23 protein-coding genes and 1 other RNA gene are annotated in these 26926 nt (G+C 38.1%); 13 read left to right on the top strand and 11 right to left on the bottom strand.

The window, feature by feature from the left end; translation table 11 throughout:
* Positions 1 to 163: 163 nt before the first annotated feature.
* The 8 genes from MKZ14_RS18165 to MKZ14_RS18130 all read left to right on the top strand — a co-directional run bounded on the left by MKZ14_RS18165 (position 164) and on the right by MKZ14_RS18130 (position 9068).
* Entirely contained in the window at positions 164 to 1348 is a 1185-nt protein-coding gene (locus MKZ14_RS18165; protein WP_026023505.1) for a phosphoglycerate kinase, read from the top strand.
* Positions 1349 to 1367: 19 nt separating this feature from the next.
* A complete protein-coding gene (gene tpiA / locus MKZ14_RS18160) occupies positions 1368 to 2129 on the top strand; it encodes a triose-phosphate isomerase (RefSeq protein WP_016994762.1) in 762 nt (253 codons plus the stop codon).
* Entirely contained in the window at positions 2122 to 3663 is a 1542-nt protein-coding gene (gene gpmI / locus MKZ14_RS18155) for a 2,3-bisphosphoglycerate-independent phosphoglycerate mutase (RefSeq protein ID WP_339280309.1), read from the top strand. Before tpiA ends, gpmI begins: the two co-directional genes overlap by 8 nt.
* Before the next feature lie 2 nt (positions 3664 to 3665).
* On the top strand, positions 3666 to 4958 hold the full coding sequence (gene eno / locus MKZ14_RS18150) for a phosphopyruvate hydratase (protein ID WP_016994760.1): 1293 nt from the start codon (positions 3666 to 3668) through the stop codon (positions 4956 to 4958).
* Positions 4959 to 5543: 585 nt separating this feature from the next.
* On the top strand, positions 5544 to 6071 hold the full coding sequence (locus tag MKZ14_RS18145) for a DUF6241 domain-containing protein (RefSeq protein WP_016994759.1): 528 nt from the start codon (positions 5544 to 5546) through the stop codon (positions 6069 to 6071).
* A gap of 555 nt (positions 6072 to 6626) precedes the next feature.
* Positions 6627 to 7981, top strand: a protein-coding gene (locus MKZ14_RS18140; RefSeq protein ID WP_339280308.1) for an IS3 family transposase whose coding sequence is annotated in 2 segments (ribosomal slippage) — positions 6627 to 7095 and positions 7095 to 7981 — 1356 coding nt in all. Because the reading frame shifts where the segments join, the coding sequence is not laid out codon by codon here.
* 192 nt (positions 7982 to 8173) lie between these two features.
* Positions 8174 to 8647 (top strand): IS200/IS605 family transposase, encoded by a 474-nt coding sequence (gene tnpA / locus MKZ14_RS18135; protein ID WP_036129052.1) that lies wholly within the window; start codon positions 8174 to 8176, stop codon positions 8645 to 8647.
* 295 nt (positions 8648 to 8942) lie between these two features.
* Positions 8943 to 9068 (top strand): hypothetical protein, encoded by a 126-nt coding sequence (locus MKZ14_RS18130; RefSeq protein ID WP_274517289.1) that lies wholly within the window; start codon positions 8943 to 8945, stop codon positions 9066 to 9068.
* A 42-nt stretch (positions 9069 to 9110) separates the two neighbouring features.
* On the opposite strand, the gene dltD is transcribed toward MKZ14_RS18130, so the two are convergent.
* The 7 genes from dltD to MKZ14_RS18095 form a co-directional block, all read right to left on the bottom strand.
* Positions 9111 to 10286 carry a D-alanyl-lipoteichoic acid biosynthesis protein DltD gene (gene dltD / locus MKZ14_RS18125; RefSeq protein ID WP_339280307.1) on the bottom strand — a complete coding sequence of 392 codons (1176 nt, stop codon included), beginning with the start codon at positions 10284 to 10286 and terminating at the stop codon, positions 9111 to 9113.
* Complete coding sequence (gene dltC, locus MKZ14_RS18120) at positions 10283 to 10516, bottom strand: D-alanine--poly(phosphoribitol) ligase subunit 2 (protein ID WP_016994756.1); 234 nt, start codon at positions 10514 to 10516, stop codon at positions 10283 to 10285. The genes dltD and dltC overlap by 4 nt, the downstream gene beginning before the upstream one ends.
* A 42-nt stretch (positions 10517 to 10558) precedes the next feature.
* Positions 10559 to 11722 (bottom strand): D-alanyl-lipoteichoic acid biosynthesis protein DltB, encoded by a 1164-nt coding sequence (gene dltB, locus MKZ14_RS18115; protein ID WP_333003713.1) that lies wholly within the window; start codon positions 11720 to 11722, stop codon positions 10559 to 10561.
* A complete protein-coding gene (gene dltA, locus MKZ14_RS18110) occupies positions 11719 to 13194 on the bottom strand; it encodes a D-alanine--poly(phosphoribitol) ligase subunit DltA (protein ID WP_339280306.1) in 1476 nt (491 codons plus the stop codon). Before dltA ends, dltB begins: the two co-directional genes overlap by 4 nt.
* 17 nt (positions 13195 to 13211) lie before the next feature.
* Complete coding sequence (locus tag MKZ14_RS18105) at positions 13212 to 13349, bottom strand: teichoic acid D-Ala incorporation-associated protein DltX (protein WP_004228095.1); 138 nt, start codon at positions 13347 to 13349, stop codon at positions 13212 to 13214.
* A 279-nt stretch (positions 13350 to 13628) separates the two neighbouring features.
* Positions 13629 to 15275, bottom strand: coding sequence for an alkaline phosphatase (locus MKZ14_RS18100; protein WP_339280305.1), 1647 nt, complete (start codon positions 15273 to 15275; stop codon positions 13629 to 13631).
* Between the two features lie 148 nt (positions 15276 to 15423).
* A complete protein-coding gene (locus MKZ14_RS18095) occupies positions 15424 to 16671 on the bottom strand; it encodes a DUF5050 domain-containing protein (RefSeq protein ID WP_339280304.1) in 1248 nt (415 codons plus the stop codon).
* Between the two features lie 205 nt (positions 16672 to 16876).
* Here MKZ14_RS18095 and secG point away from each other — a divergent pair, with 205 nt between their 5' ends.
* The 5 genes from secG to ssrA all read left to right on the top strand — a co-directional run bounded on the left by secG (position 16877) and on the right by ssrA (position 21791).
* Positions 16877 to 17104, top strand: a complete 228-nt coding sequence (gene secG / locus MKZ14_RS18090; RefSeq protein ID WP_004228101.1) for a preprotein translocase subunit SecG — start codon at positions 16877 to 16879, stop codon at positions 17102 to 17104.
* 188 nt (positions 17105 to 17292) lie between these two features.
* On the top strand, positions 17293 to 18039 hold the full coding sequence (locus tag MKZ14_RS18085) for a carboxylesterase (protein ID WP_016994797.1): 747 nt from the start codon (positions 17293 to 17295) through the stop codon (positions 18037 to 18039).
* 37 nt (positions 18040 to 18076) lie between these two features.
* Positions 18077 to 20551 (top strand): ribonuclease R, encoded by a 2475-nt coding sequence (gene rnr / locus MKZ14_RS18080; protein WP_333003707.1) that lies wholly within the window; start codon positions 18077 to 18079, stop codon positions 20549 to 20551.
* A 71-nt stretch (positions 20552 to 20622) separates the two neighbouring features.
* A complete protein-coding gene (gene smpB / locus MKZ14_RS18075) occupies positions 20623 to 21090 on the top strand; it encodes an SsrA-binding protein SmpB (RefSeq protein ID WP_016994795.1) in 468 nt (155 codons plus the stop codon).
* Positions 21091 to 21435: 345 nt separating this feature from the next.
* Positions 21436 to 21791, top strand: a transfer-messenger RNA (tmRNA) gene (ssrA, locus tag MKZ14_RS18070).
* Between the two features lie 145 nt (positions 21792 to 21936).
* Here the strand turns inward: ssrA and MKZ14_RS18065 are convergent.
* From MKZ14_RS18065 to MKZ14_RS18050, 4 genes are all read right to left on the bottom strand, one after another.
* Entirely contained in the window at positions 21937 to 23100 is a 1164-nt protein-coding gene (locus MKZ14_RS18065; RefSeq protein WP_269897772.1) for a site-specific integrase, read from the bottom strand.
* Positions 23101 to 23389: 289 nt separating this feature from the next.
* Positions 23390 to 24568, bottom strand: coding sequence for a tyrosine-type recombinase/integrase (locus MKZ14_RS18060; protein WP_339280303.1), 1179 nt, complete (start codon positions 24566 to 24568; stop codon positions 23390 to 23392).
* Positions 24569 to 24647: 79 nt separating this feature from the next.
* Positions 24648 to 24833: a helix-turn-helix domain-containing protein gene (locus MKZ14_RS18055; RefSeq protein WP_289449719.1), complete on the bottom strand. Its 186-nt coding sequence runs from the start codon at positions 24831 to 24833 to the stop codon at positions 24648 to 24650.
* A 105-nt stretch (positions 24834 to 24938) separates the two neighbouring features.
* Complete coding sequence (locus tag MKZ14_RS18050) at positions 24939 to 26621, bottom strand: YfjI family protein (RefSeq protein WP_339280302.1); 1683 nt, start codon at positions 26619 to 26621, stop codon at positions 24939 to 24941.
* Between the last annotated feature and the right edge of the window lie 305 nt (positions 26622 to 26926).

Genomic DNA, 26926 nt, shown 5'->3' with positions numbered 1-26926 from the left:
AGTATTAGGGTTCATTATCAAAAGTTGGAGAATCATACTTACATGAGATAGTGACGCTGAAAAAGTACTAACTGACTTTTCAATTTAGTAAGCATGGTGTAGAGCCAAGATGGGTAAAACACAAGGGTGTAAAACTAAAACAAACTTTGAAGGGAGTTTCTTCATGTTAAATAAGAAAACAATGAAAGATATTGATGTAAAGGGTCAACGCGTTTTTGTGCGTGTAGATTTTAATGTGCCAATGGCAGATGGTGCTATTACCGATGAGACGCGTATTCGTGCAGCGATTCCTACAATTGAGTATTTAGTAGAGCAGGGTGCTAAAGTTATTCTAGCTTCTCACTTAGGACGTCCAAAAGGTGAGGTAAAAGAGGATATGCGTTTAACAGCTGTTGGCATTCGCTTAGCTGAATTAATGGGCAAGCCTGTTACGAAGCTTGATGAATCCATTGGGCAAGCAGTGGAAGAAGCCGTTGCAAACATGCAAGATGGAGATATTCTATTGCTTGAAAATGTACGCTTCCATGCTGGTGAAGAGAAAAATGACCCAACATTAGCACAGCAATTTGCTCAGCTAGCAGATATTTATGTTAATGATGCTTTTGGTGCAGCCCATCGAGCGCATGCTTCTACAGAAGGAATCGCTAAGCATATTCCAGCTGTATCTGGATTCTTAATGCAAAAGGAATTAGATGTACTAGGTAAAGCCTTGTCTAACCCTGAGCATCCGTTTACAGCCATTATTGGTGGTGCCAAAGTAAAAGATAAAATTGGTGTTATTGAAAGCCTATTAGAAAAAGTAGATCACTTAATTATCGGTGGTGGTTTATCCTTTACATTTATTAAGGCACAGGGCCACGATATCGGTAAATCATTGCTAGAGGAAGATAAGATCGAGCTAGCAAAGTCCTTTATTGAGAAGGCAAAAGCAAAAGGTGTGCAATTACATATGCCAGTCGATGCTGTTGTGGCAAATGAATTTTCACAGGATGCTGAAACACAAATCGTTGATGTAGATGCTATTCCAGCTGATTGGATGGGTCTAGATATTGGACCAAAAACGGCTGCAAACTATGCAGAAGTTATCAAAAACTCTAAATTAATCATTTGGAATGGACCAATGGGTGTCTTTGAAATGGACAAATTTGCAAACGGCACAAAAACTGTTGCTGATGCAATGGCAACAACAGCAGGCTACACAGTAATTGGTGGTGGCGATTCGGCAGCGGCAGTTGAAAAATTTGAAGTAGCAGATAAAATGGATCACATTTCTACAGGTGGTGGTGCTTCCTTAGAATTAATGGAAGGCAAAGAGCTTCCAGGGATTGTAGCACTAAACGATAAATAAGCTAATCGGAGGCAAAATGATGCGTAAACCAATTATTGCAGGTAACTGGAAAATGTTTAAAACATTTGAAGAGGCTATTCAGTTTGTAGATGCTGTACAAGAAAAACTTCCTTCCAATGACAAAGTAGATGCTGTTATTTGCGCACCAGCTCTTTACCTACCTACACTTGTGCAAGTTGCTAGTGAGTCAGAGCTGGCGATTGGTGCACAAACTATGCACTATGAAAATGAAGGTGCTTTTACTGGTGAAATTAGTCCAGCACAGCTAGCAAGTGTGGATGTTGACTATGTCATTTTAGGACACTCAGAACGTCGCGAATACTACAACGAAACAGATGAAGCGATTAATAAGAAGGTAGCAGCAGCACTTGCACACGCTATCGTGCCTATTATTTGCTGTGGCGAAACACTAGAAGAACGTGAAGCAGGCACAACAGAGCAAAAAGTGGCAGGCCAAATTAAAGCGGCACTTGCTGGGTTTGAAGCACAGCAAGTAGAGCATATGGTCATTGCGTATGAACCGATTTGGGCGATTGGTACTGGTAAAACTGCTACAGCAGACGATGCAAATCAAGTATGCGGAGCGATTCGAGCAGTAGTAGAAGAGCTATATAATGCTGAAACTGCGAATGCTGTGCGCATTCAATATGGTGGCAGTGTCAAGCCTGATAACATTCAGGAGCTTTTATCGAAAGAACATATTGATGGTGCTTTAGTTGGTGGAGCAAGCTTACAACCAGAATCTTATTTAACATTATTGGAGGCGGCAGCAAATGCCTAAAAAGCCAGTAGCATTAATTATTTTAGACGGCTTTGCATTTCGAGATGAAACATTTGGGAATGCAGTAGCACAGGCCCATAAGCCAAATTTTGATCGATATTGGCATCAATTCCCTCATGCGACATTAACAGCTGCGGGAGAAGCCGTTGGATTACCTGAAGGACAGATGGGGAATTCCGAGGTAGGGCACTTAAATATCGGTGCAGGACGTATCGTATATCAAAGCTTAACACGCTTAAATAAATCTATTCGTGATGGAGATTTCTTCACGAATCAAGCCTTTTTAGATGCAGTAGCACATGTTAAAGCTCATCAGTCAAAGCTACATGTTATGGGCTTATTGTCAGACGGTGGTGTCCATAGTCATTATGAGCATATGTTTGCACTATTGAAGCTAGCTAAACAGCAGGGATTAGATGAAGTTTATGTACATGGCTTCTTAGATGGTCGTGATGTTGGTCCAACAACAGCATTAGACTATATCGAAGAAACTGAAAAGCAAATGGCTGAAATAGGCATAGGGCAATTTGCTTCGATTCATGGACGTTACTATGCAATGGATCGTGATAAACGGTGGGATCGTGTCGCACTGACTTATAATGTCCTGGTGGATGGCGTTGGTCAAACAGCAGAAAGTGCTAAAAGTGGTGTAGCAGCATCCTATGAGCGTGAGGTAACAGATGAATTTGTCATCCCATTTAGCATTCAAGAGCATGGCGAGCCAGTAGCAACAATTGGCGATCATGATGCTGTGATTTTCTTTAACTTCCGTCCTGATCGTGCCATTCAGCTGTCAACAGTGTTTACAAATGAAGCATTCGATGGCTTTGCTATATCTGCAAATCATCCAAAGAATTTAAAATTTGTGTCCTTCACACACTATAGTGATGAAGTCGACGCACAGGTTGCTTATGAAAATGACAACTTGAAAAATACAATTGGTGAAGTATTAGCGACGAATGGAAAAACACAGTTGCGCATTGCGGAAACTGAAAAATATCCACATGTTACATTCTTTATGAGTGGTGGACGTGAGGAAAAATTCCCAGGTGAAGAACGTATTTTAATTGCTTCTCCAAAGGTGGCGACATACGATTTAAAACCTGAAATGTCTGCCTATGGGGTGACAGATGCTTTACTTGCAGAAATTGAGGCTGAAAAATTTGATGGCATTATTCTTAACTTTGCCAACCCTGATATGGTTGGTCATAGTGGAATGCTGGAGCCAACTATTAAAGCCATTGAAGCAGTAGACGAATGCTTAGGAAAAGTAGTAGATGCACTCCTTGCAAAAGGGGGCGCAGCTATTATTACAGCTGACCATGGCAACTCTGATGAAGTGTTAACTTTAGCAGGTGAGCCAATGACAGCTCATACAACAAACCCTGTTCCAGTAATTGTGACAAAACCAAATATAATGTTAAGAAATGGTGGTATTTTAGCCGATTTAGCACCAACCATGTTAGAATTATTAGAGGTGTCACAGCCTACTGAAATGACAGGACAATCATTAATTGAAAAAGAGGAGAATTAATTATGCCATTTATTACACAAGTTTATGCGCGCGAAGTTTTAGACTCACGTGGGAACCCAACAGTAGAGGTTGAAGTATTTACAGAATCAGGCGCATTTGGTCGCGCAATCGTACCATCAGGTGCATCAACAGGTGAATACGAAGCGGTAGAATTACGTGATGGTGACAAATCTCGTTACCTAGGCAAAGGTGTATTAAAAGCAGTTGAAAATGTAAACACAATTATTGCGGAAGAATTGGAAGGTAACTATTCTGTTCTTGATCAAGTAGTCATCGACAAAGCTTTAATCGAGCTAGATGGCACAGAAAATAAAGGCAAGCTAGGTGCCAACGCAATTCTAGGTGTATCCATGGCAGTTGCACATGCTGCGGCAGATTATTTAGATGTACCTCTTTATCAATATCTTGGTGGGTTCAACTCTAAGCAATTACCAGTACCAATGATGAACATCCTAAATGGCGGTGCTCACGCAGATAACAATGTAGACATTCAGGAATTTATGGTTATGCCTGTTGGTGCAGAATCATTCCGTCATGCATTACGTATTGGCGCTGAGATTTTCCATAGCCTCAAAGCTGTTCTAAAAGCAAAAGGCTACAACACAGCAGTAGGTGATGAAGGTGGTTTCGCACCAAACCTTGGCTCTAACGAAGAAGCGATTACAGTGATCTTAGAAGCGATTGAAAAAGCAGGCTACAAACCAGGTGACGAAGTGAAACTTGCAATGGACGTAGCATCCTCTGAACTATTCAATAAAGAAGACGGCAAATACCACTTAGATGGAGAAGGTGTTGTCAAAACTTCTGAAGAAATGGTGGATTGGTACGAAGAGTTAACAAATAAATACCCAATCATTTCAATTGAAGATGGCTTAGACGAAAACGACTGGGCTGGACACAAGCTATTAACAGACCGTATCGGCAGTCGCGTACAATTAGTAGGTGATGACCTATTTGTAACAAATACGAAAAAGTTATCTGCTGGTATTGAGCAGGGCGTAGGCAATGCCATCCTGATTAAAGTAAACCAAATCGGTACACTAACAGAAACATTTGAAGCAATCGAAATGGCGAAACGTGCAGGCTACACAGCAGTTATCTCTCACCGTTCTGGTGAATCAGAAGACGCAACAATTGCTGATATCGCTGTTGCAACAAATGCTGGTCAAATTAAAACAGGTGCTCCATCACGTACAGACCGTGTAGCTAAATATAACCAACTTCTTCGTATCGAAGATCAACTTGGTTCAACAGCAGAGTATCTTGGTTTAAATTCCTTCTATAACTTAAAATAGGTATTTGATTAAAGCGAAAATAGGCAATACGGATGTATTGTTTCAACCTCTGATTTATAAGTGTGAGAAACACTTGTAGATCGGAGGTTTTTTCGTGCTTATTAAAGATTTGTTGAAAGAATTTACATTTACAGATTAAAAATTATTCAATCAGAACAACAGAAATTTATAACTACAATACAACTCACTTCATTCAATATCTGGACGAGTTTCATGAGGTGAATGAAATTGAAAACGTTTCTACAGTTCATGTAAAAGGAGTCGCAAAACACGCCCCCCTTGTAAAAACGTTATGTACCTAGCAAAATGCTAGATACCTCAGCAATGTTTTTTTGAGGTACTCTCCTCTATAGAGAGCACCTGTGACGGATTAACGCATACAAAATTGTATTAGTTGTATTTAATTAAGGACGCAATTTTGCGTTGGTTAACATGCTGAATACAAAGTATATACCATTATCTACGAACAGTTTTCGTACTATAGTCATTGAACACTCTGTTATTATTATCCTAATTACATAATATAAACCAATACATAATTACATAATGATATAATGATATAAATTACAATGAGGAGTTAATAACATGAAGAGAAAAACAAAATCTGCAATTGTTATCATTGCAATATTGATAATTTTTGGAGGGATTTTTGGTTACATTAAATCCACCGAACAAAAGGAAAAACCTGTTACCAAAAAAGAAAGAGCCACTATTGTTGTTGACGGAGTAGCGCTTGAAGATAAAAAAGTTACAAAAGAAGAATTGCTTTATCCTGACAATTTAATGGAAAGCAAAGTAAATGAAACCATCCATAGCATGTCTCACCAAAAAGTGAAAGCTGCTTCTCAATGGGGTCGTGAGCGAATAACACAAGAAAAAGTTGATCGATTGTTAACTGTAGTTAAAATGAACGATTATAAATATAAAGATCTTTACATTTCAATATTAGAAAGATGGTCGAAAGGTGATTTTTCAAACGCCGTTGACGACCATAATAAAATTTGGGAATTGCAAGGTGGCGATGACACAACAAATTCAGGAAGAGCAACTCGTTTATTATCGCCCGAGGAAGAAGAGCAGTATATTGAACAATTTTACACAGATGAAAAATAGGTGAATTTTTAAATTGTATGCAAATTTTTCTGTTTGTTACCATTAATATTTATTACACAAAATCCACCAATTACTAGGATACAAAAACATTATCGGTGAAGGGTTTTATTAATGAACGAAGAAAGAACTTAACAGACAAAGGACTTTATCATTTAAATATCACTTTGAACGCAAAAGCCAATGGATTGAAGAACGTGTACAAGAAGAGTTGGGCGATTCAACCATTCATACAGTCACAATTTGGACCTTACAAAACGGAACAAGCGAAATCCGAAATTTCAAGTTTTTGTGTTCACTAAGACTCCCGAATTTATTGTAGACTTCATAGAATTGACCATAATCAATTAAGGTGCATGCTCAGGTGCTCCATCACGTACAGACCGTGTAGTAAAATTAACCAACTCTTTGCATTAAAGAGCAACTTGGTTCAACAGCTCAGTATCTTGATTTACAATCGTTCTACAACTAAATAATAGACAAATAATACCTCAAAGTATGTACTGAACTGCTCCCCAATTGTTAGACACATCTAACAATTGGAGGAGCAGTTTTTATATGGCAAAATATACATCAGAAGAAAAATTACAAGCAGCCCTGCGTTACATAGAAGGTAAAGAAAGTTCACATGAAATTGCTAGATTAATTGGAACAGATCACAAAGCGATTCTTAATTGGGTGAAACAATATGAGTATAACGGCGTAGAAGCGTTTATAAAACGATATACAAATTATTCGGCACAGTTTAAACTAGACGTACTAAACTATATGATTGAAAACGGTACGTCCTTACTTGAAACGGCAGCTATCTTTAATATAGCTACTCCTTCTACACTTCGTTTTTGGAAAAAACAATTTGAAACAAAAGGATTCGATGCCCTTCAATCAAAGAAAAAGGGGCGTCCATCCATGAAAAAAGAAACAAATAAACAACCAAAACAAGCACCAGTAGAAGGCTCACCAGAAGCACTTCAAGCAGAAATCAATCGTCTACGTATGGAAAACGAATATTTAAAAAAGTTAAACGCCTTAGTTCAAGCCAAGGAAAAATCACCAAAGAAGACAAAGTAAACGTCATCTATGAATTAAGGCATAAATACTCGGTGAAGGCGCTTGTAGCGTTCGCAGAAATTCCACGTAGCACGTACTATGATTTAGTAAAGAAGATGAATCGTCCCGATCCAGATGCCGAGTTAAAGGCCGAAATTCAAGAAATCTATAAGGAACATGAAGGCCGTTATGGCTATCGTCGCATTCGTGATGAGCTAGCGAATCGTGGGCAAAAAGTGAATCATAAGAAAGTGCAACGCCTGATGAAAGCGCTAGGCTTAAAGTGCATCGTTCGTATGAAAAAATATAAGTCATATAAAGGGACAGTTGGTAAAATTGCGCCTAACATTTTAGATCGCAATTTTACAGCAAAAGCGCCTAATGAGAAATGGGTAACAGATATTACAGAGTTTAAGTTAATTGGTGAAAAGCTTTATTTATCGCCTGTTTTAGACTTATTTAATGGCGAAATTATTACGTATACAATTGGCTCTAGACCTACATATTCGTTAGTTTCAGAGATGGTAGAAAAGGCTTTAGAGCGGTTGCCAGAAGAACACCAGCTCCTCATGCATTCCGATCAAGGCTGGCATTATCAAATGAAACAATATCGCCACGCCCTTCAATCAAGAGGGATTGTGCAAAGTATGTCGCGTAAAGGCAACTGTTACGACAATTCTGTCATGGAGAATTTCTTTGGCATCATGAAGTCAGAATTTCTCTATTTAAAGGAATTTAAAAGTGTCGAGCATTTTAAAAAGGAACTGGAAAACTATATAAACTATTACAACACGAAACGTATGAAGGCAAAATTAAAAATGAGTCCAGTGCAGTACCGAACTCATTTTACCCAAGCTGTCTAAACGAAATAACCGTGTCTAACTTTTAGGGGTCACTTCAGTACATACTTTGAGGTATTTTATTTGTGTGCTTTGAAAACCCCCTGCTATGCAGGGGGTTCCGGAAAGCTTTTAGCTATGGACAATAAAAAAACTCCAAACGTACAATAAAGTCAGGTCTAGTCAACCGACTTCGTACGAAAGGAGCCCCCATAAATGGATAATAAAAGTTTAGCACATACAACGTGGAATTGTAAGTATCATATCGTCTTTGCGCCAAAGTATAGAAGGCAGATTATTTATGGTCAAATTAAAGCGGATGTTGGAAGAATATTGCGCCAATTATGTGAAAGAAAAGATGTAGAAATCATAGAGGCAACAGCCTGTCCTGACCATATTCATATGTTGGTAAGTATTCCACCGAAATTGAGTGTATCTGCGTTCATGGGTTATTTAAAAGGGAAGAGTAGTCTAATGATTTTCGACCGACATGCAAATTTAAAGTATAAATACGGTAATCGTCAATTCTGGTGTCGAGGATACTATGTGGACACAGTCGGCCGAAATAAGAAAAAGATACAGGAGTATATAAAAAATCAATTACAAGAAGATATCCTGCAAGATCAAATGACGATGAAAGAATTCATTGACCCATTCACAGGAGAAGAAATCAAGAGAAAGAAAAAATAAGTAAGCCGCTTTAGCGGTTTGTGTGAAAACGGAGTGCGGTTGGCGGACCATTCAGAATGTCTTTAGACATGGGCCAGTACCCCAGCGTTTCACGCGCAGAGCAAACCACCAGTTATACTGGTGGTTCTGATTAGAAGTATGTATACCCCAAGCAGTCAAGTATAATAAAGAAAATTAGAGGGGGATAGGGCTATGGGGATCAAGAGGTAAGTAAACTTTCTAGTGAGACAACTACAGCAACAGTGAAACCTCTCTTAAAACGATTACGAGTAATATTCAAGCACTTATGGAGAGCATGGAGCAAATTGAAGTAGCTTCAAATGATCAGGCAGAGCAGGTTCAACAATTTAGTGAAGCCATTGAAAAACTAAATGAAATAAGCGAGCAAATGGCGCTTTACATAAAAGGTCTCTTACGATAATAGGAAAGGACAGTCTACTATGTTAGACTGTCCTGATTATGTTTATGGCTGTGACCAATGCTGATCTAATTGCTGATCGAGATAGACCCAGCCCTTCCAGGCAATATGAATCGTATCCATAATAAAGTAAGGATCATATTCATGATCTGAAAAATCAACATAGGCAACATTTGCATCCTTTAATACTTGCTCCATTTTATCGTAGTACTTTTGACGACGCTCCTCAGGATAGCCATTATAATCATACCAATAGCCATTGACTGGAATGGAGACGAATAGTGGCTTGGCACCAGCATCTTTTAAAACATCGATAACTAGTTGGAAATCCTCATATTCAGGAGAGTTTGTATAATCCTCTTTTTTTCGTATATCTTTAAACTTTGAAAATTTAGCATTTACAAGTCGCTGATAGGCGCGATCTTCAATCATATAATCGTTGGATACACGCTTCTCCCCATAGGCCTCTGCATGCTGCAATTGTTGCTCAAAGCTTTGATTGGCAATGAGCTTGTCATTACTTTTTAATGCATGACCTTTACGTGGGAAAAGGGAATAATATAAATCCTTCTTTTCTAGTAACGCCTTGTGGAAACGCCCCGCAACCATGGCCATACGTCCAGTAATTGGTTTTTCCTTGCCGTTAGACATTTGATATTGGTACATGGTCTTTAAGAGGCGATCTCGTTTGACAGTATCAAATTCAAGTAGGCGCTCCATTGCTCTTTTACGAAGGTTGGCATCCATCTCCTGATTAAAGGCTAAATCATAAGCATGTAACATGGAATAATTCGGTGAAAAGTGAAATTCACCCATGCCCTTCTCTGTAAACCATTGAGGGGAGATAATAAAGACCACTTTTTTATCCTTTAAATTGTTTTCTTGTGCTGCGAAATTCAAGAAGTGGGTAATGGACTGCATGCCTCCACGCCCAATCATAAATGTCGAATACGGAGCATCAGTTGCTCGCGTATAATTGTATGGATGGAATGGATCAAATCGGTTTAATTCTGAGGATCCATAAAGTGGCATGGAACTAGGCTCTTGCAACATTCGCTCCTGTAAATATGTGCCCTGAAATACAAGTGGAGACATGTTTGTTTTGGCTTGCTCCACATCCTCATTGGATATCCATGCTTTAATCCAAGCATTAGGAAAAAAGACAAAGCCAGTAAAAAGAGCAAATGCAATAAATAAAGAAAGAAAGCCTTTTTTGATCATTGTCTTTCAGCTAATTTCCCTGCTATTCGATTAGGCGTATTCCATTCTTCACGATTGAAATCAGTAATAGGGACAGAAATATTAAAACGGTTTTCAATTTCAACTAATAAATTAATTGTCCCAAATGAATCTAGTAAACCTTCTTCAAATAAATCAATATCTGGATTTTCTACAATAATTTCATCTTCACATAACTCGACTAGCATTTCTAAAACTTGTTGTTGATCCATTAATAATTCTCCTTTAGTGAACAGGCTCTTACAGCCCTTTGTTTAAAATAATGTGCCAGAAAAAATATAGAAGCCAAAGCATACAGCATGAAACGTAATGATTACGCCAATAGCATGCGTCCATTTATTTTTTGGCCAACGCTTATGCTTTTTATTCCAGCGCTCAAATTTATCAAAGCTAATAATCAATAGGGCATGATAGAGTCCATAGACCACAAAGTGCCATTCCAGACCATGCCAAATACCCATTAAAAAGAATAGTAAAAAGAAGCCTATATACGAAATAGCAAATTTATTTTTTAACCATTTTTTCTTTGTCATCCAAAGGACAAAGCGCATATAGACATAATCCCTAAACCAGAAGGAAAGGCTCATATGCCAACGATTCCAAAAATCTTTAATATTGCGGCTGGCGAATGGGCGATTAAAGTTAATCGGTGTTTGGATACCCATTATCCGACTCACACCGACAGCAAATGCACTATAGCCAGCAAAATCAAAGAATAAGTAAAAGCTATACATATACATATACGCTAGCTGCCCCTGAAAAGGTGTCAAATAGTTATACGTATGGTTAGGCAAATAAATAAGCGTGTAGTTGTAAATTAAATAAGCCAAAATAAACTTATATAAAAAGCCGACAAAAATATAGTTAATGCCACTCAATAGCAGCTTTTGGTACTCCTCCGAGGAAGGCACGGTATGAAAATCCTTTGTAAAACGACGCCAACGATCAATAGGTCCCGATGATACGGTAGGAAAGAATAATAAGAAATAGACTAGCTCTACTACCGAAAATTTCTCTTTCATCAAGCCATCACGGGTTTCTAAAATCATTTGCACCGCTTTAAACGTAATGTAGGATACACCAAGGAAGCCAAATAAATGATGTAACCCGAGAATCGGCAAAACCTTCACAAGAATCAGGGGTAATATGGATAAAAGCACTGCTATTATAAAAATGGTTCCGCTATTTTGCTGAAGTCGGTAACGCTGATAAGCCACAATAAGAACTACCTGAAAGACAGTAAATAATACGAGCGAGATGGTCCCATTCATTGAATGTCCGAAGATTAATGCTAAGACAATGACCGAAACAAAAAGATTATAGCGTTTCGAAGATTTGCCTCGTAACCCTAAGAGGATGGTAGGTAGTAATAAAAGTCCGATGATCACAAAAAATGCTATATTTCCATAAGGCGTCATACTGTCTCCATAACCGCCAATCCTTTACGATCTACCTTACCATTTGGATTTAGTGGTAAAGCGTCCATATATTTAAACGTTTTCGGTATCATATAGGCAGGTAAGTACGCTGATAAAAGTGCCTTCAATTGCTTTGTTGTTTTAAAAGCACCGTCTGTTAATGGCTCATGTAAAACAATATGGGCACTAAGAGAAATGATTTCCTTCTCTTTATAAACAGGTACAACGACACAGCTTGAAACAGGTGGCAGGTTACTAATTTGTTTTTCAATCTCTTCAATCTCTAGACGGTAGCCATGTAATTTCACTTGGAAATCCTTACGACCTGAAAAGAACAAATAACCATCCTGCACATAGCCTATATCACCCGTTTGATAGATGCGATCGCCATCCACGATCGGGAAAGCTTTAGCTGTTAATTTAGGCGCCCCCAAATACCCTGCGCTAACGGTTGGCCCTGAAATAATAATTTCTCCATCTTCAGCTACAGATACGTTTGGCTCCGTTATAGGGGCAATCGGTAATTGTTCGAAGCGAGCTACTAGCTCTTTCGTCACCTTTACATAGGATACAGCAACTGTTGTTTCTGTAGGACCATATAAATTATAAATTATTGCCTGTGGAAAACGGAGCATCAACTCGTTACATACCGCTATCGGTAATACCTCTCCGCAAAATAAAAAAGTATCCAATGCAGGCATGAGTTTTTGATCCCATTCTTTGTTCATCAAACACATCTTGGCAAAGGAAGGTGTAGAAGTCCATACACGAGTATTTGACGTCGCTAATGTATCAAACAACGCTTTTGGATTAGCAATTTCTTGCTGTGTAATCGCATAAAGTGTGTGTCCACCAACAAGAGCTGGGTAGAGATCCATAACAGATAAATCAAAGGAATAAGGTGCTTGATTTAAAAATACGCCGTCTTCCTGTAAAGGGAAGTGCTCCTGCATCCACATAACAAAGTGTGTTAGATTACTAGCTGTTATTTGAACCCCTTTTGGTTGACCCGTTGAACCAGAAGTGTAAATAATATAATGGATATCCTCATCTTGAACCCATGTTGCGGATGATAGGATCACGTCCTTTGAGGAGGCATCCAGAATATCATGCACTGCCATAACGGGAATGTTCATCTGCATCTGTAATAGCTCTGTTGTCAATACTAAACCTGCTCCAGAAGCTTCTGTAATGAGCTGTAATCTTTCCGATGGTGTTGATGAATCAACAGGTACATATGGATGGCCAGCCTTTACAGCTCCGATAAACGCAACAATTTGCAGGGGGGACATATGTCCATAAATGACAATAGGTTGTTGTCTCCGCAAGTTAAGCTTCATTAAATAATCGGCAAGACGATCCGATAAATGCCAAAGCTCACTATAAGTTAAGGAGGCATTGTGTGTCTGATAAGCAGTTTTTTGTGGCTGCTGGATGGCCACACGTTCAATAGCTGCCAAAATACTTAACATATTTTAATCTCCTTTATTTAAAATTCCGTATATATAAATGGTCCAGCGTTCATATCATGGAAGCCATGTATAAGAAACAACAGTACCAAAACAATCAAATAAAACAGCGTGAAGCCAATGAAGCGTAAATACTCATTATTTTTGATGGATTGCATTTGTCCACCTCCAATGAAAAAAAGTATAAGATTAAACTTTCAAAAAATAGTAATTTACTAGTTAAAAATCCTTACCTTATGTTTTTAACACTGATTTGACGGAATGTGGAGAAAAATGTTGCTGAATTAAGATGAATTCAGTAAATCATAAGATTAATTTAAGGTAAATTTAAGGTTTTGGGGGAATGTGTGGGTTTTACAAACTATTGGTTGGTTATCTTATGTAAAAAAAGCACGAACATAAGGGAATAATTTCAACTTATGTTCGTGCTATTATTTTTATTTCACTTCATTAATAACTTTTTTAGATACATAAAATTCAGAGCCATTGTAGACATTGATTGTATCAAATGTATGAGTCTTTGCCGTGTTTGAGGAAATTTGTTCATACGTCATCGTGTTTTTATTGACTGGAATTTTCACTGTGATATCTGCTTTTTGTGCAATAAATGTTGGGTTTTCTTTATCTGATAAGTCGATTTTTGTTGTAAATCCTTTTTCCGTAAATGCCTTCGTTGCAGGCACATATAAATCATTTGTTAATGTGTTTAAGTCAAAGCCCATAAAGCGTGCCATTGTATGAGCTAAATCAGTGTTTTCAACTAATCCTGTCAATTTAGAAGGACCAAATGAGTATAAGAATACATCTTCACCCGTATGGCCACCTGTTGTATAACCAATGTTAGCACGATTGGCTAGCATTTTTACCATTTCATTGCCTAAGTCTTTAGCGGACTGTAATGTTTTAAGCTCGACCTCCGTTAACGAGTCTAAGCCATATAGAGCAGCGACCTCAACTAAATTAGAGCGATCTTCTTTTAGTTGGCTTAAAGCTCCTTCAATGGTCATCGTAGCTTTTTTTAACGGGTCGATGTAAGCAGAGACTGGAATGCTAGAATAGGTACTAGTAGTGTTAGCGTTCCCCATCGTAATGCCGCTATTTCCATGATCAGTTACTGCAATGACTAAAGTGTTACCGTCTTCCTTCGCAAAATCAACCGCCTCTTTCACTGCAGCATCGAATGATAATATATCGCTAATGATACCGATTGTATCGTTGGCATGTGCAGCCCAGTCAACCTTACTACCTTCTACAAAGAGGAAGAAGCCGTCCTCATCCTTTTTCAGCGTATTGATTGCTTTATTCGTCATTTCAGCAAGTGTAGGCTCAGATGCCCTTGTTTTTGCACGATCTAAATCATAAGCAAGTGCACTTGGTGCAAAGCTTCCCCAAATTTTTGAGGATTGACTATTAAAAAGCTCATCGCGTGTTTTAACGAGATCATAATTTTTTTCATTCAAAACCTTGATTAAGTCTTCGCCATCTTGACGAGCATTTTTTGATGTGCCTGGTGAAAGTGATTCTAGACCACCGCCTAAGACAACATCAATATTTTGATAAACTTGCTGCTCTGCAATATCCCCGTATTGACTTCTATTGTTGACGTGTGCAGAAAAACCAGCTGGTGTAGCATGTTGAATTTCGGAAGTAGAAATTAACCCAGTGGCCTTACCTTGCTGCTTAGCTCCTTCTAGCACATTGGCAACAGGTCGGAAGGCATCTTCCTTAGCGATTTGCGCTAATCCAGGGGAGTTGATCACAGAGGGGAGCACACCTATATATTTATCGTTCGATTTATGCCCAGTTGCTAATGCTGTAGCAGCAGGCGCGGAATCAGTAATGGCTGATTCAGCAGAATATGTGCGCATAGCACCCGATAAAATTTCATCCATTGCTAGGCTTTCACCTTTATACCAACGAGAAAGGGTGACAGCATTATTACTGCTACCATCCATCACAAGCATAATGACATTTGTCGGTTTCTTTACTTCGGCTGCATGTACCTCTTGCTGTGGGATACTAACTGCGGATAAAGTCACTGCACTTGCTAAAAACAATGAAGTCCATTTTTTTGCGTATTTCATGATTTTCCTCCTTTAGGTGAATTCAACTGTAAGTGTAAAGGAAGGGTGTAAAGCTAGCGTTAAAGGTTTGTTAATGAAAGATGGTAATTATGTAAATAAAGAGGAAGAAAAGAATCTGTGTAATAGTCACACAGATTCTTTTGGGGCATTACAAATTTTCCTGATGTTGTGCGCCATCAATCGTTTCATAATATAAAATGTCTTCTTCGATGTACAAGTTAAGGACTTCATCTTCTAGTAAGACTTCTTCTGAGCCGTCCTGAACATTAATTTTTGTTAAATAACCAGCATTGTCATAGTCACTGCAATAAATGGAATCATCATAAGTAGCTAAATAATAGCATGCCGTTTCTGTAATTTGATTGTTTTCATTTGTGGCTAAATTATAGGAATAGACCATATTATCATTGATACTATTATAATAAATCACATCATCCACAGTATTGGCATACCACATATCATGCATAAAATCATAATTGTTATTTGTAGCAGTAAAATAATTTTCTTTTACCCATAAATGATCTTGGCTTAGTTTTTCATCACTGACTAAAAAGTATTCATAGGAAATCGCATAAGGCTCCGCTGAATCCACATCATTCCACGTTGTATCAAGATGATACCAATTGCCATCGATACTGACTAAATTCCAAGCATGTAGCTGATCCTCACTATAGCCATAAACATATTTCGCTTCTAAATCCGAAGCTAATAATAGGCGATAAGCTAGCAGAGCATAGGCTTGACATACCGCAGTTTCCTCGTCTATCAGCTCAAAAACCGTTTGTCCCTCAGTAGAGCCTTGTTCTGTATAAGTGGCTAACTGTACGACCGTATCATTAATGATTTTAGCACGTTCAAAATCTGTCATATCTGTCGTAATATACTGGTCAGCAAAAGCCTCTACATATTGATCGACCTTTTGCTCCTTTTTGGCATCTGTTAAGTAATCAATCGACAACTCTACCAGATAGCCATCATCTGTTTCCCAAGCCGTCCATTCATAAGTAAGAAAATAACCAGCTGTATAGGGATTAACGAAGGAAAGCAGGCTATTTAAGTCATTCAGCTGCACCTCAAAATCTTCGAAGTTTAGCTTCCCAGTATAAGGGACTTCAAAGTGCTGTTCAAACTTTGCTACTTGTTTTTCGACTCTTTTAGTGAATTGTAGTAAGGCAGGATCATCCTTAAATAATGAGGTTGAGAAAAGATCATTCGGTGAAAAAGAGGCAGATAACGCTTTACTTTCTGGTTTCTTCATATCATTCTCTGTATCTTCTGCTAAGGTTGTAGTTGTTACATCCTCTTCCTCAAGAAGTAGGTCAATGGCCTTTGAGCATGCCGTAAGAAAGGGAATCATGCAGCATAATACAAGCAGCGCTGCTATTTTTTTATTCATTTTCCCACCCTCCAAAAAAATTCATTTTTGCCATTATAATTTAATTTACAGGGAGTGACATCCACAAATAGTAGCATAAGTCGACAAGGATGGAAGCATGAGGCGGAAAATTTCCAGCAAAACATAAAGCGAAGTTTGTCATCGTAACCTTTTTTTGTTATAATGTAGTCTGTTGTGATGTTTCAAAGTTCGGGAGGTGCAGTGAATGCATACAGTAGTATTAGTTTCATTAGTTATCGTATCATTAGCGTTAATCGTTGTGGTATTACTTCAATCTAGTAAAAGTGCAGGCTTATCAGGTGCCATCTCGGGTGGAGCTGAGCAACTATTTGGAAAGCAAAAAGCACGTGGTATGGATTTAATCCTTCACCGTGCAACAATTGTGTTAGCTATAGTGTTCTTTTTATTAGCAATCGCTATTACAAAAATCTAATAGTTGAAGATATATCGCCTAACCGAATTGGTTGGGCGTTTTCTTTTATCATTGTTAAATGGTAAATTCTCTCTCAGTAGTTAAAAATGAATTGTGACGAAATAACCAATGCCATCCGCTGGGCATCATCGAGATGACGAGAATGGGTATAGTATGTATAAGTGTTTTAGAATGAAGGAGTGCTTACAGTGAACAAATCATTATCACAGCCATTTTTCTTTCAGGCAGGACCACGTGCTGTTTTATTATTACACGGCTTCACAGGAAGCTCTGCAGACGTACGAATGCTTGGTAGATTTTTAGAGAAAAAAGGGTATACTACATTAGCACCTCACTATAAAGGTCACGGTGTGGAACCAGAAGAACTAATCACAACAGGTCCAGCAGACTGGTGGCAGGATGTTGTTGCCGCCTACAAACAGTTACAGGATGCTGGCTATCAGGAAATAGCCGTTGCTGGCCTTTCATTAGGCGGTGTTATGGCATTAAACGTTGCATTAAATAATCCTGTTAAAGGAATTGTTACAATGTGTGCCCCTATGACAATGCGTACAACCGACGTTATGTTTGAGGGTGTCTTGAAATATGCAAGGGACTATAAAAAGTTCCAAGGGAAACAGGAAGAACAAATTGAAGCTGAAGTTGCAAGTATTGCTGACAAAGGCATGCCATCTCTACAGCAACTACGAGAATTTATAGCCCGCACTCGTCAAGAAATTGACATGATTTATGCGCCTATTTTTGTCGTACAAGCTACAAATGATGAAGTAATAGAGACAGAATCTGCCAACATTATATATAATCAAACTGAGTCACTTGAAAAGCACATCAAGTGGTATGAAAACTCAAAACATGTTATTACATTAGATCAAGAAAAAGATCAATTACATGAGGACATTTATCGCTTTTTAGAAAGCCTAAATTGGGCACAATAATTATAAATAGGATTTTCTCATGAAGGAGGGAATATGTATGAAAGATCAAAAAGATACACTACAAAGTCGTTTACTCGATTTTTTCAGCAAAGATGATTATAAACCACTAACCGTCGGTGAAATCGAGGATGAATTCGGCTTTGAGGATGCGGAGGAGTTCAAGGAGCTTGTAAAAACGCTTGTCCGCATGGAAGGGCAGGGCTTAGTTGTGCGTTCTCGCTCCAATCGCTATGGCCTACCAGAGCGTATGAATTTGCTAAGAGGTAAATTTATCGGACATGCGAAGGGCTTTGGCTTCGTGACACCTGATGTCGAGGGCATGGATGATGTGTTCATTCCACCGCATGAAATTAACGGTGCCATTAACGGAGACATCGTTCTGATTCGTGTTTTAAAGGAATCATTTGGTGATCGACGTGAGGGGACGGTTACAAAGGTCGTTGAGCGCGGTCAAACAAGCTTTGTCGGCACATTTCAGGCTAACCGTGGCTTCGGCTTTGTTGTCCTAGATGATAAAAAGCTACCAATGGATATCTTTATTGCCAAAGGAGATACATTAGGAGCTGTCGATGGACATAAGGTTGTTGTTGAGGTAGCAACATGGCCAGAGGATTTAAAATCTGCTACAGGCTATATTACAAAAATTTTAGGGCATAAAAATGATCCGGGTGTGGACATTTTATCCATTTTATATAAGCATGACATTCCACCTGAATTCCCAGATGAAGTCATTGCTGCTGCACAACGTGTGCCAGATGAAATTACCGAGGCCGATTTAGTAGGTCGTCGTGATTTACGTCATGAAACGATTGTGACAATTGATGGTGCAGATGCAAAGGATTTAGATGATGCTGTAACCGTAACGAAAAATGTAGATGGTACGTATAAGCTTGGCGTACATATTGCAGACGTAAGTTATTATGTAACGCAAGGCTCAGTCATTGACATTGAAGCTTACGATCGTGCGACAAGTGTTTATTTAACGGACCGTGTAATTCCAATGATTCCACATCGTTTATCAAACGGTATTTGTTCATTAAATCCACAGGTTGACCGTTTAACACTATCCTGTGAAATGATTATTGATGCGAATGGTAATGTGGTTGCACATGAAATTTTCCAAAGTGTCATTAAAACGACTGAGCGTATGACGTATAAGGACGTTTACAAGATTTTAGAGGAGCAGGATGAGGCACTAATTGAACGCTATGAGCCACTTGTTCCAATGTTTAAAAACATGGCTGAGCTGTCGGGTATTTTACGCCGTAAACGCGAAATGCGAGGAGCCATTGACTTTGACTTCAAAGAATCCAAGGTGATCGTAAACGAAGAAGGATGGCCAGTTGATATTGAATTACGTGAACGAACAGTAGCGGAGAAATTAATTGAAGACTTCATGCTAGCTGCCAATGAAACAGTGGCAGAGCACTTCCACTGGATGAATGTACCGTTTCTATACCGTATTCACGAAGATCCAAAGCCTGAAAAGCTTCAACGCTTCTTTGAATTTGTCACGAACTTCGGTATTTTAATTAAAGGTACTGGTAATACCGTTCATCCTAAGGCATTACAGGATGTATTGAAGGCAATTGAAGGGATGCCAGAGGAGCCTGTTATTTCAACGATGCTCTTACGTTCAATGCAGCAGGCGAAGTACTACCCTGAAAGTCTTGGACACTTTGGCTTATCAACGGATTTCTATACACACTTCACATCACCAATTCGTCGTTATCCTGACTTAGTTGTACACCGTTTAATTCGTACGTATTTAATTAACAAGGATACATCGAGAGAAACCGTTGCACAGTGGAGTATGGCAATGGATGAAATTGCTGACCACACATCTGAGCGTGAACGTCGTGCTGTTGATGCAGAACGTGATACAGACGCACTGAAAAAAGCCCAATATATGTCCGACAAAATTGGCGAAGAATTCGAAGGAATTGTTTCATCCATTACAAACTTCGGTATTTTCGTGGAGCTACCAAACACCATCGAAGGACTTGTCCATATTAGCAATATGACAGATGATTACTACCGCTTCGATGATCGTCAAATGATTATGATCGGGGAACGAACAAATCGCCAATTCCGTATTGGTGATGAAGTGACAGTTCGTGTGGCAAATGTCATTATTGAGGAGTCATCCATTGACTTTGAAATCGTTGGAATGGTAACTTCATATGGACGAACACGCAAAGCAGCACCAACTGTTATTCATGCACGTAAAAATTACAGCGATAACAAAGGTGGACGCAGTCGCCGAAGCACACGCAGTGATGAGGAAAAAGGCGGACGTGGTGGCAATCGTAGAGGTGGTCGTCAAGAGGATGACCGTGGAACTCGTAGCTCATCATCAAAGCAAGGTGAACGACGCGAAAGCGACCGTGATCCACGTGGACGCCGCAAAGATGACTCAAGCCCAGGTCCTAAAAAACGCGTGAAGCAAAAGCAAAAGTTCTATGAGGGCATTGCCAAAAAAGGCAAAAAGAAAAAAACAAAACGTAAATAAGCCTAAGCGAAAGTATCCATTGGAAGGGTGCTTTCGCTTAAGCTCAACCTTTTAAGTAGAGGGTGAAAGATATGGCAAAAGGTTCTGGTAAAGTATTAGCACAAAACAAAAAAGCAGGCCACGACTACTTCATCGAAGAAACAATCGAAGCAGGCATGGTCCTAACAGGTACAGAAATCAAATCCATCCGTGCAGGCAAAGTCCAACTGAAAGACTCCTTTGTCCGCGTCCGTAATGGCGAGGCATGGATCAACAATATGCACGTTAGCGCATTCGAACAAGGCAACCGTTTCAACCACGATCCACTACGCACTCGCAAGCTGCTGCTCCACAAAAAGCAAATCGGCGAGCTAGTCGGTGCCGTAAAACGTGACGGCTACACAATCGTTCCACTGAAAATGTACATCAAGGATGGCTACGCCAAGCTCCTAATTGGCATCGGTAAAGGGAAAAAAGACTACGACAAGCGCAACGACATGCGCAAAAAAGAAGCCAAACGCGAGATGGAACGTGCCTTCAAGGCAAAAAATCAATTTTAATAGATTTAGATAAAGCTCACTGCGAATAGCGGTGAGTTTTTTTCGTTGTTGGGTGGGGCGAGCGAGTGTGGCGGATAGAATGGCGAAAGTGACGGATAGAGGTTGAAAAGTGGTGGATAGAGTAGCAAAAGTAATGGATAGCAGACTTAATCTGGCGGATAGTATTTATAGCTAAGCCAATTTTTTCTATTAAAGCGGTACACTTGAACTCTCTCTCATTTTGTTTTATAATATGTATTACTGATTGCCAGATTTCATGGAAGCGTACTTTTAAGCTCCCACCGTACTAGAAGCAATTCTAGCTCTTTGTTTGAACGAGGCCAAGCTGCTTCGCTTCATATTCAAGGGGACGTTACGGATTCGACAGGGATGGTTCAAGCTTTGGTCGCGCGTCGGAGGGCTCGGCTCCGTCATCAACGACAGTTATATAATAACTGGCAAACAACAAAACTTAGCTTTCGCAGCGTAAGCTCGTAAGCGCTCTGCCTCTCTATCGCCCATGTAGAGAACGTGGGGCCCAACTTTAGTGGGATACGGTCGATGGTGCCACCTGAGTCATCGGCAAGAGATTTCCAGGTTAGCGTACAGGACGCCTGTTTGTCGGCATAATGTTACGTGAATCGTAAATAGGCAAACTACACGCGTAGAAGCTGAAGTATTGGAGTTTCTGGACGCGGGTTCGACTCCCGCCGTCTCCATACAGTGAAATTTACTGAATTTCATGGAGTGTCATAAATGTTGATATATCAACGTTTATGGCGCTTTTTTATTGCCTTTGAGTTGTACTGAATAGGATTGAATCCTTATTAAAAACCTTATTAACCTTTGTTAATCCTTTGTTAGGAATTAATCGGATTCATTGTTTAAAAAGGCTGTAAATTTATTAATAGTACCTTCTTTCGTTTTTCGAGTAACATGGGCATAAATTTCTAATGTTGTTTTCACATCGTTATGGCCTAAACGATACTGAACTTCTTTAATCGAGGCACCCGCTTCGAATAACAACGAGCAATGTGTGTGACGTAGTCCGTGTGTCGTAATATGCACCAAACTGTGTTTTACAAGGAAGTCTGAAAGCCATTGTACAGTTTTATTAGGGTCTTGAAGAACGTTGTAAATATTAGAGAACACTAATTGTTGCTTCTTATTAGTGTTAATCCCTTTCTCAGCAAAAATCTTTTCTTGCTCACTTCGCCATAATTTTAAAATCTCAATGGTTTCTTCATCAATTTTGATTGTTCGAGGTTTACCATTTTTTGTTGGTCCAAGATAAAGCCCTTTCTCGCCACGTTTCACTGCTTTAGTAATTCGAACATCAAAAGTATCAAAGTCGATATCCTTCCATTTTAAAGCGAAAATTTCCCCTTTACGCATTCCAGAGAAAGCGAGCAAACGAAAAACAGCTCGCTTTTTAATATTAGGGTCTTCTTGTAAAAGGGTTAAGAACTGTACAAGCTCCTCACGCGAATAAAAATTTTCAAACTCTTCATCGTCCTCATCAATTGAAATTTTTGCTTTGATAATAGGCATTTCGATTAATTCAAAAGGGTTATTATCAATGATGCCATGTTTCATAGCGTACTTCATAACAAGAGCTGCATAGTTTTTCACCATTTTGAAGCGCTTTAGTTTTTTTGCCCATTGGTTTACATGCTTTTGACAGATTGCGGCATCAATATTAGCAATTCGATATGATCCGAAGGCAGTTAAAATGTGATTGCTGAAAATACGTTTAGTTTTTAATAGGGTGCTATCCTCTACTGTATTTTCATATTGTTCTAACCATAATTCATAGACCTCTTGATACGTGTCTTTAGAAACTTTTCCGAAAGTACCATTTTTAATTTCTTGTTGCAACTCATAATAAGCCTCTTTAGCTTCTTTCTTTGTTTTAAAGCCGCTACGAGTAGTTGTTTTTTCCTTGCCTGTTAATGGATCTGTGCCTATATAAATGTGGAATTTATATCGGATTTCATTAGTTTTTAGTTTGTAACTTTTAATATTAACCATATGTTCCTCCTGTTTCGTGCTTACGGAGACAAAGAGGTTGTAGTAACTAGTACTACAGTTTCAGTTTATGTGATAGGCGACGCTTTAGCAAATAAGACATTGTAAGACAACAAAAAACGCAATAGAGTTTTGAGGTTCTATTGCGTATTAAATAAATATTTATTCGATTAGATATCGGGAGGTGCAGAGTGGAAAGTCATCGAATGAGAATTCCTTAGAGGCACTCTTCGTAACATTTTAAGTCCGGTATTTTCGTTTAAATTTCATTTTTCATCTGTTTTCCTCCTGATTAATTGATATCAAATTCTTTATAGTAATCAAGTAAACATTGTAAAGTATTTTGTTTTATTTTATTTGTAGCATGCGAATAAAACATATGAGTCGTATTCTCCTTTTTTGAATGTCCTACACGATCCTTAATACCAAAAAAGTCTGCTTCGGCTTCAAGAAGGTGTGTCACGTGGGTATGGCGTAAACCATGAACTGTAACATACTTGATATTAGCTTTATCAATAGCTTCAGTTAGATAGTCATTTGGAGAACTTGTTTTTAAATATTTATTGACTGTGTTATTGAAAATTATCTGTTCATTATCCGATTTACGAGGTAGACCCAATTGCTTCAACTGTCTAAATTGTAACTCTTCCCATGTTTTCAACATCTCTAAGGTTGTAGGGTCTAAAGGAATAATATGACTAATTTTCCCTTTGGTAAGACCAACATTTTTACCCCTGTTATGTTTTGAATAGGAGTAAGCTGAATGAATCGAAAGTTGTCCGTTATCAAAATCTACATCAGACCAGGTTAAAACCAATAATTCGCCTTTACGCATCCCTGTATACATAAGAAGACGTAATAAACATTGTTTTTTATAATCTAGTTCGGGTAAAACTTGAAGTAATTTTTTGAAATCTGCTACTTCGATGTAATTATCGTTTTGAGTATGAGGTACTTCCTTTGGAATTCGTGCAAACTTGAAAGGATTTTTATGAATATCTCCGAGACGAAACGCTGTTTCCATAACATCTGAAGCATAGTTAACAATGTGATGAAAATACTTCAGTTTTTTTGAAAGTCCGATAGCAAATTGCTCGCACATTGCGACATTAATTTTTGCTAATTTCTTTTCGCCGAAGAACGGTAAAATATGATTTTTAAAGTAACCCTCTGTTTTAGAGTAAGTACTCATCGTAATTCCTGATACTTTATATGCTTCGTCCCAAAATACATAAGCATCTTTAAACGTCTTTAACATATTTGAGGGATTTAGCCCGTTACTAAATTCAAATTTTAACTTTTCAATTGCTCGCTCCGCTTGTTTTACAGTTTTAAATTTACTTCGGGTTACGATTTTTTCTTTACCTGTTAAAGGATCAACGCCAAGGTATACGGTAAAACGAAATACTGTTGTTTCATCCTTTAATTGATATGATTTAATTTGTGGGTACTTTTTTGAAATATTTAGCATGTTATATATCCTCCACGATTGAATTTTATTTAATTGAAGAGATTAGTTTTGCGAAGTAATTCCCCTCAAATATCTAGTTTTAAAAGCTATTTTGTTTCATAAATTCATCTAATGCTGATTTTGACACGCGTCGAATACGACCGATCTCTGCTACTTCTAATCCCTTTGCACGAAAAGTCATTAGCGTTTTGTAAGATACATTTAAATACTCAGCAGCGGTTTTTAAATTCATCCATTCTTCATTTTCTAAATCACGTGGTTGCATCCGAATTTCCTACCTTTCTCTTGCTATAAGACTTGAAATCTAGCTTTGTTTTTTAAAAGCTGGAAATATAATAACAGCCATTTTCTCATATTCGAATAGCTACTGTTAAATTTTTTTATCATTGTTTACAAAGGGAGATAAGATAATAAATTCTTTTCGTCCTGATTTACCACCTAAGTCAAACTGGATAAAGCTACGCTCTTCTAAAATTTTTAGTACTAGGTTAAAGGTTGGGGCAGTAGTAAAAATCTTTTTTGTCTTTTGCCATAAATCTTGCTTAGCAACTTTACGCTGTTTCTTTTCTTCTGTTAGTAGTTCTAACTTACCTAGTAAATATTGAGCCATATCGTTCGATTCCTTGCTAAACATGATCCCATAAGCGTTAATAATTTGGGAATCAAAATATTCCTTTAACTTTAGTGCTTCCTTTAACGTTTTTACTTCAATTGTTGTAGGAATATCTGATTTATCCTTTGCGATGTCAGTGTGTTTAGCAACATGTAATAAACCTGTAATTCGTAATAAATTACCGATTATTTTCCCACCCCAACTTTTTAAGGAGTCACAATATAGCTGTTCTGGTAAAAATAATGTCTCCACATGGTGTTCAAATTTCTTCAGGAAATTGTATGATTCCGTGGAAAGTTCAAGTGCAACAGAATCATTATCTTCGAAACTTAGTAGTTTAGAAATTAAATTGTTATATAGATATTTAGTTTCAGAGTCTACTGGTTTAGCATTGTACACATCTCGTTTACCTAATAAATCTTCAGGCATAGCGATTAAAAAACGAGGAATTAAGCCTCGATCAATGATTTTCTGAGGCATATCCTGAATTACGGTCGGCTGGGCTGAGATGCAAATTGTTACTAAAGGTTCTTCTATTCGTTCAGTACCTCTTGAGATTCGGTCAGTTCGCAGTGAGTCACCAGAATAACCCTTTAAATACACATCTAATTTACTTGCTTCAAATTTAATAGATGATTTTAACCGTTCAAATAAATCTCCTTCTGAAGAAGCAATCGTAATACGTTCGGAATTTTGAGAAATCCTGGAGACAACAACTTCTTCAGTTGAGTTATCCAAAATGAGTGTCGGAGCTGGATTTGGTTTTAACTTTGCTCTTAAGGTCCACAAATTTTCCAACTGTTCTAGCACTTCATTTTCACCTGATTTTGCATACTTATTTTCCAGTTTATCTATACGTTTATTTAGTAAAGATAGTTGGTTTTCATTCTTTTCTTGCACTTCTTGATGTGATTTAATAAGTTTCGATTCATAATCTAATAAAGGTCCCATCATTAATCCAAAAACAGCCGACTTACGATTTGATGCTTGTAATAACACGGCTGTATATGTGTTTAAAGGTTCTTTCCAGCCTTCGATTGGTTTAACGTGAAACTTTTTTTGTAAAACAGTTGATAGTACACCAATTAAACAAACTGCAGCAAAATCTACTGGGGTCTGTGTAAAGCGACTTACTGCTAAAACCATATTTTTCAAGGTGTTCGGAAAAACATTAACGTCAAATTGCTTTAGAGATGATTCTTCAAATGTTATTGGTGGTTGCCACTCAAACCCATACTCATCAAGACTATTAATGCTTTCATACATCTCTTCAAAGAGATTATTACTTAATTGAAGTCCGCCGCTTCTAACATTAGGTGAGATTTCACTTTCAAACTCTAGTTCTAATTTAGCTTCTGCTAATTTTAGTTCGGAAAAATCGTTTTCTACTTCTTGCTCTTCTTCTTGTTCAAATTCATTACATTCCTGATTGTTTTGCATATCGCATTTTCCTCCGTTATTACTAATTTTCATGCCTAGGTACCTAGACATGAAAAAATGCATTGATAGCAACCCTTCCGGATAGGGTGCTGTTGAATCCTAGAAGGACTAAAAAGCTTGTCCCACTAAAATTTGCAGTATTCTACCATGGCATATTAAATATTCGAATAGCTTTGATCCCTTTTTTTGAATGCAATTGCCAGTAAATTGTTTCAAATCCGCAAATCATTATATCTTTAGATTTTTTAATTCTTATAGGTCTAAAGCCTTTTTTTTGGTGTGAAAATAGTTTTGTAATGAACATT

Source organism: Lysinibacillus sp. FSL P2-0066 (assembly GCF_037969495.1).
Classification (GTDB): Bacteria; Bacillota; Bacilli; order Bacillales_A; family Planococcaceae; genus Lysinibacillus; species Lysinibacillus boronitolerans.
Note: the sequence above shows the minus strand (reverse complement) of the source record. Positions and strands in the feature narration are given on the sequence as shown.

Bases quoted from the DNA above. Each gene is read 5' to 3' on its own strand.
- MKZ14_RS18165 (WP_026023505.1), top strand. From the start codon at position 164: ATGTTAAATAAGAAAACAATGAAAGATATTGATGTAAAGGGTCAACGC.
- tpiA (WP_016994762.1), top strand. From the start codon at position 1,368: ATGCGTAAACCAATTATTGCAGGTAACTGGAAAATGTTTAAAACATTT.
- gpmI (WP_339280309.1), top strand. From the start codon at position 2,122: ATGCCTAAAAAGCCAGTAGCATTAATTATTTTAGACGGCTTTGCATTT.
- eno (WP_016994760.1), top strand. From the start codon at position 3,666: ATGCCATTTATTACACAAGTTTATGCGCGCGAAGTTTTAGACTCACGT.
- MKZ14_RS18145 (WP_016994759.1), top strand. From the start codon at position 5,544: ATGAAGAGAAAAACAAAATCTGCAATTGTTATCATTGCAATATTGATA.
- tnpA (WP_036129052.1), top strand. From the start codon at position 8,174: ATGGATAATAAAAGTTTAGCACATACAACGTGGAATTGTAAGTATCAT.
- MKZ14_RS18130 (WP_274517289.1), top strand. From the start codon at position 8,943: ATGGAGCAAATTGAAGTAGCTTCAAATGATCAGGCAGAGCAGGTTCAA.
- dltD (WP_339280307.1), bottom strand. From the start codon at position 10,286: ATGATCAAAAAAGGCTTTCTTTCTTTATTTATTGCATTTGCTCTTTTT.
- dltC (WP_016994756.1), bottom strand. From the start codon at position 10,516: ATGGATCAACAACAAGTTTTAGAAATGCTAGTCGAGTTATGTGAAGAT.
- dltB (WP_333003713.1), bottom strand. From the start codon at position 11,722: ATGACGCCTTATGGAAATATAGCATTTTTTGTGATCATCGGACTTTTA.
- dltA (WP_339280306.1), bottom strand. From the start codon at position 13,194: ATGTTAAGTATTTTGGCAGCTATTGAACGTGTGGCCATCCAGCAGCCA.
- MKZ14_RS18105 (WP_004228095.1), bottom strand. From the start codon at position 13,349: ATGCAATCCATCAAAAATAATGAGTATTTACGCTTCATTGGCTTCACG.
- MKZ14_RS18100 (WP_339280305.1), bottom strand. From the start codon at position 15,275: ATGAAATACGCAAAAAAATGGACTTCATTGTTTTTAGCAAGTGCAGTG.
- MKZ14_RS18095 (WP_339280304.1), bottom strand. From the start codon at position 16,671: ATGAATAAAAAAATAGCAGCGCTGCTTGTATTATGCTGCATGATTCCC.
- secG (WP_004228101.1), top strand. From the start codon at position 16,877: ATGCATACAGTAGTATTAGTTTCATTAGTTATCGTATCATTAGCGTTA.
- rnr (WP_333003707.1), top strand. From the start codon at position 18,077: ATGAAAGATCAAAAAGATACACTACAAAGTCGTTTACTCGATTTTTTC.
- smpB (WP_016994795.1), top strand. From the start codon at position 20,623: ATGGCAAAAGGTTCTGGTAAAGTATTAGCACAAAACAAAAAAGCAGGC.
- MKZ14_RS18065 (WP_269897772.1), bottom strand. From the start codon at position 23,100: ATGGTTAATATTAAAAGTTACAAACTAAAAACTAATGAAATCCGATAT.
- MKZ14_RS18060 (WP_339280303.1), bottom strand. From the start codon at position 24,568: ATGCTAAATATTTCAAAAAAGTACCCACAAATTAAATCATATCAATTA.
- MKZ14_RS18055 (WP_289449719.1), bottom strand. From the start codon at position 24,833: ATGCAACCACGTGATTTAGAAAATGAAGAATGGATGAATTTAAAAACC.
- MKZ14_RS18050 (WP_339280302.1), bottom strand. From the start codon at position 26,621: ATGCAAAACAATCAGGAATGTAATGAATTTGAACAAGAAGAAGAGCAA.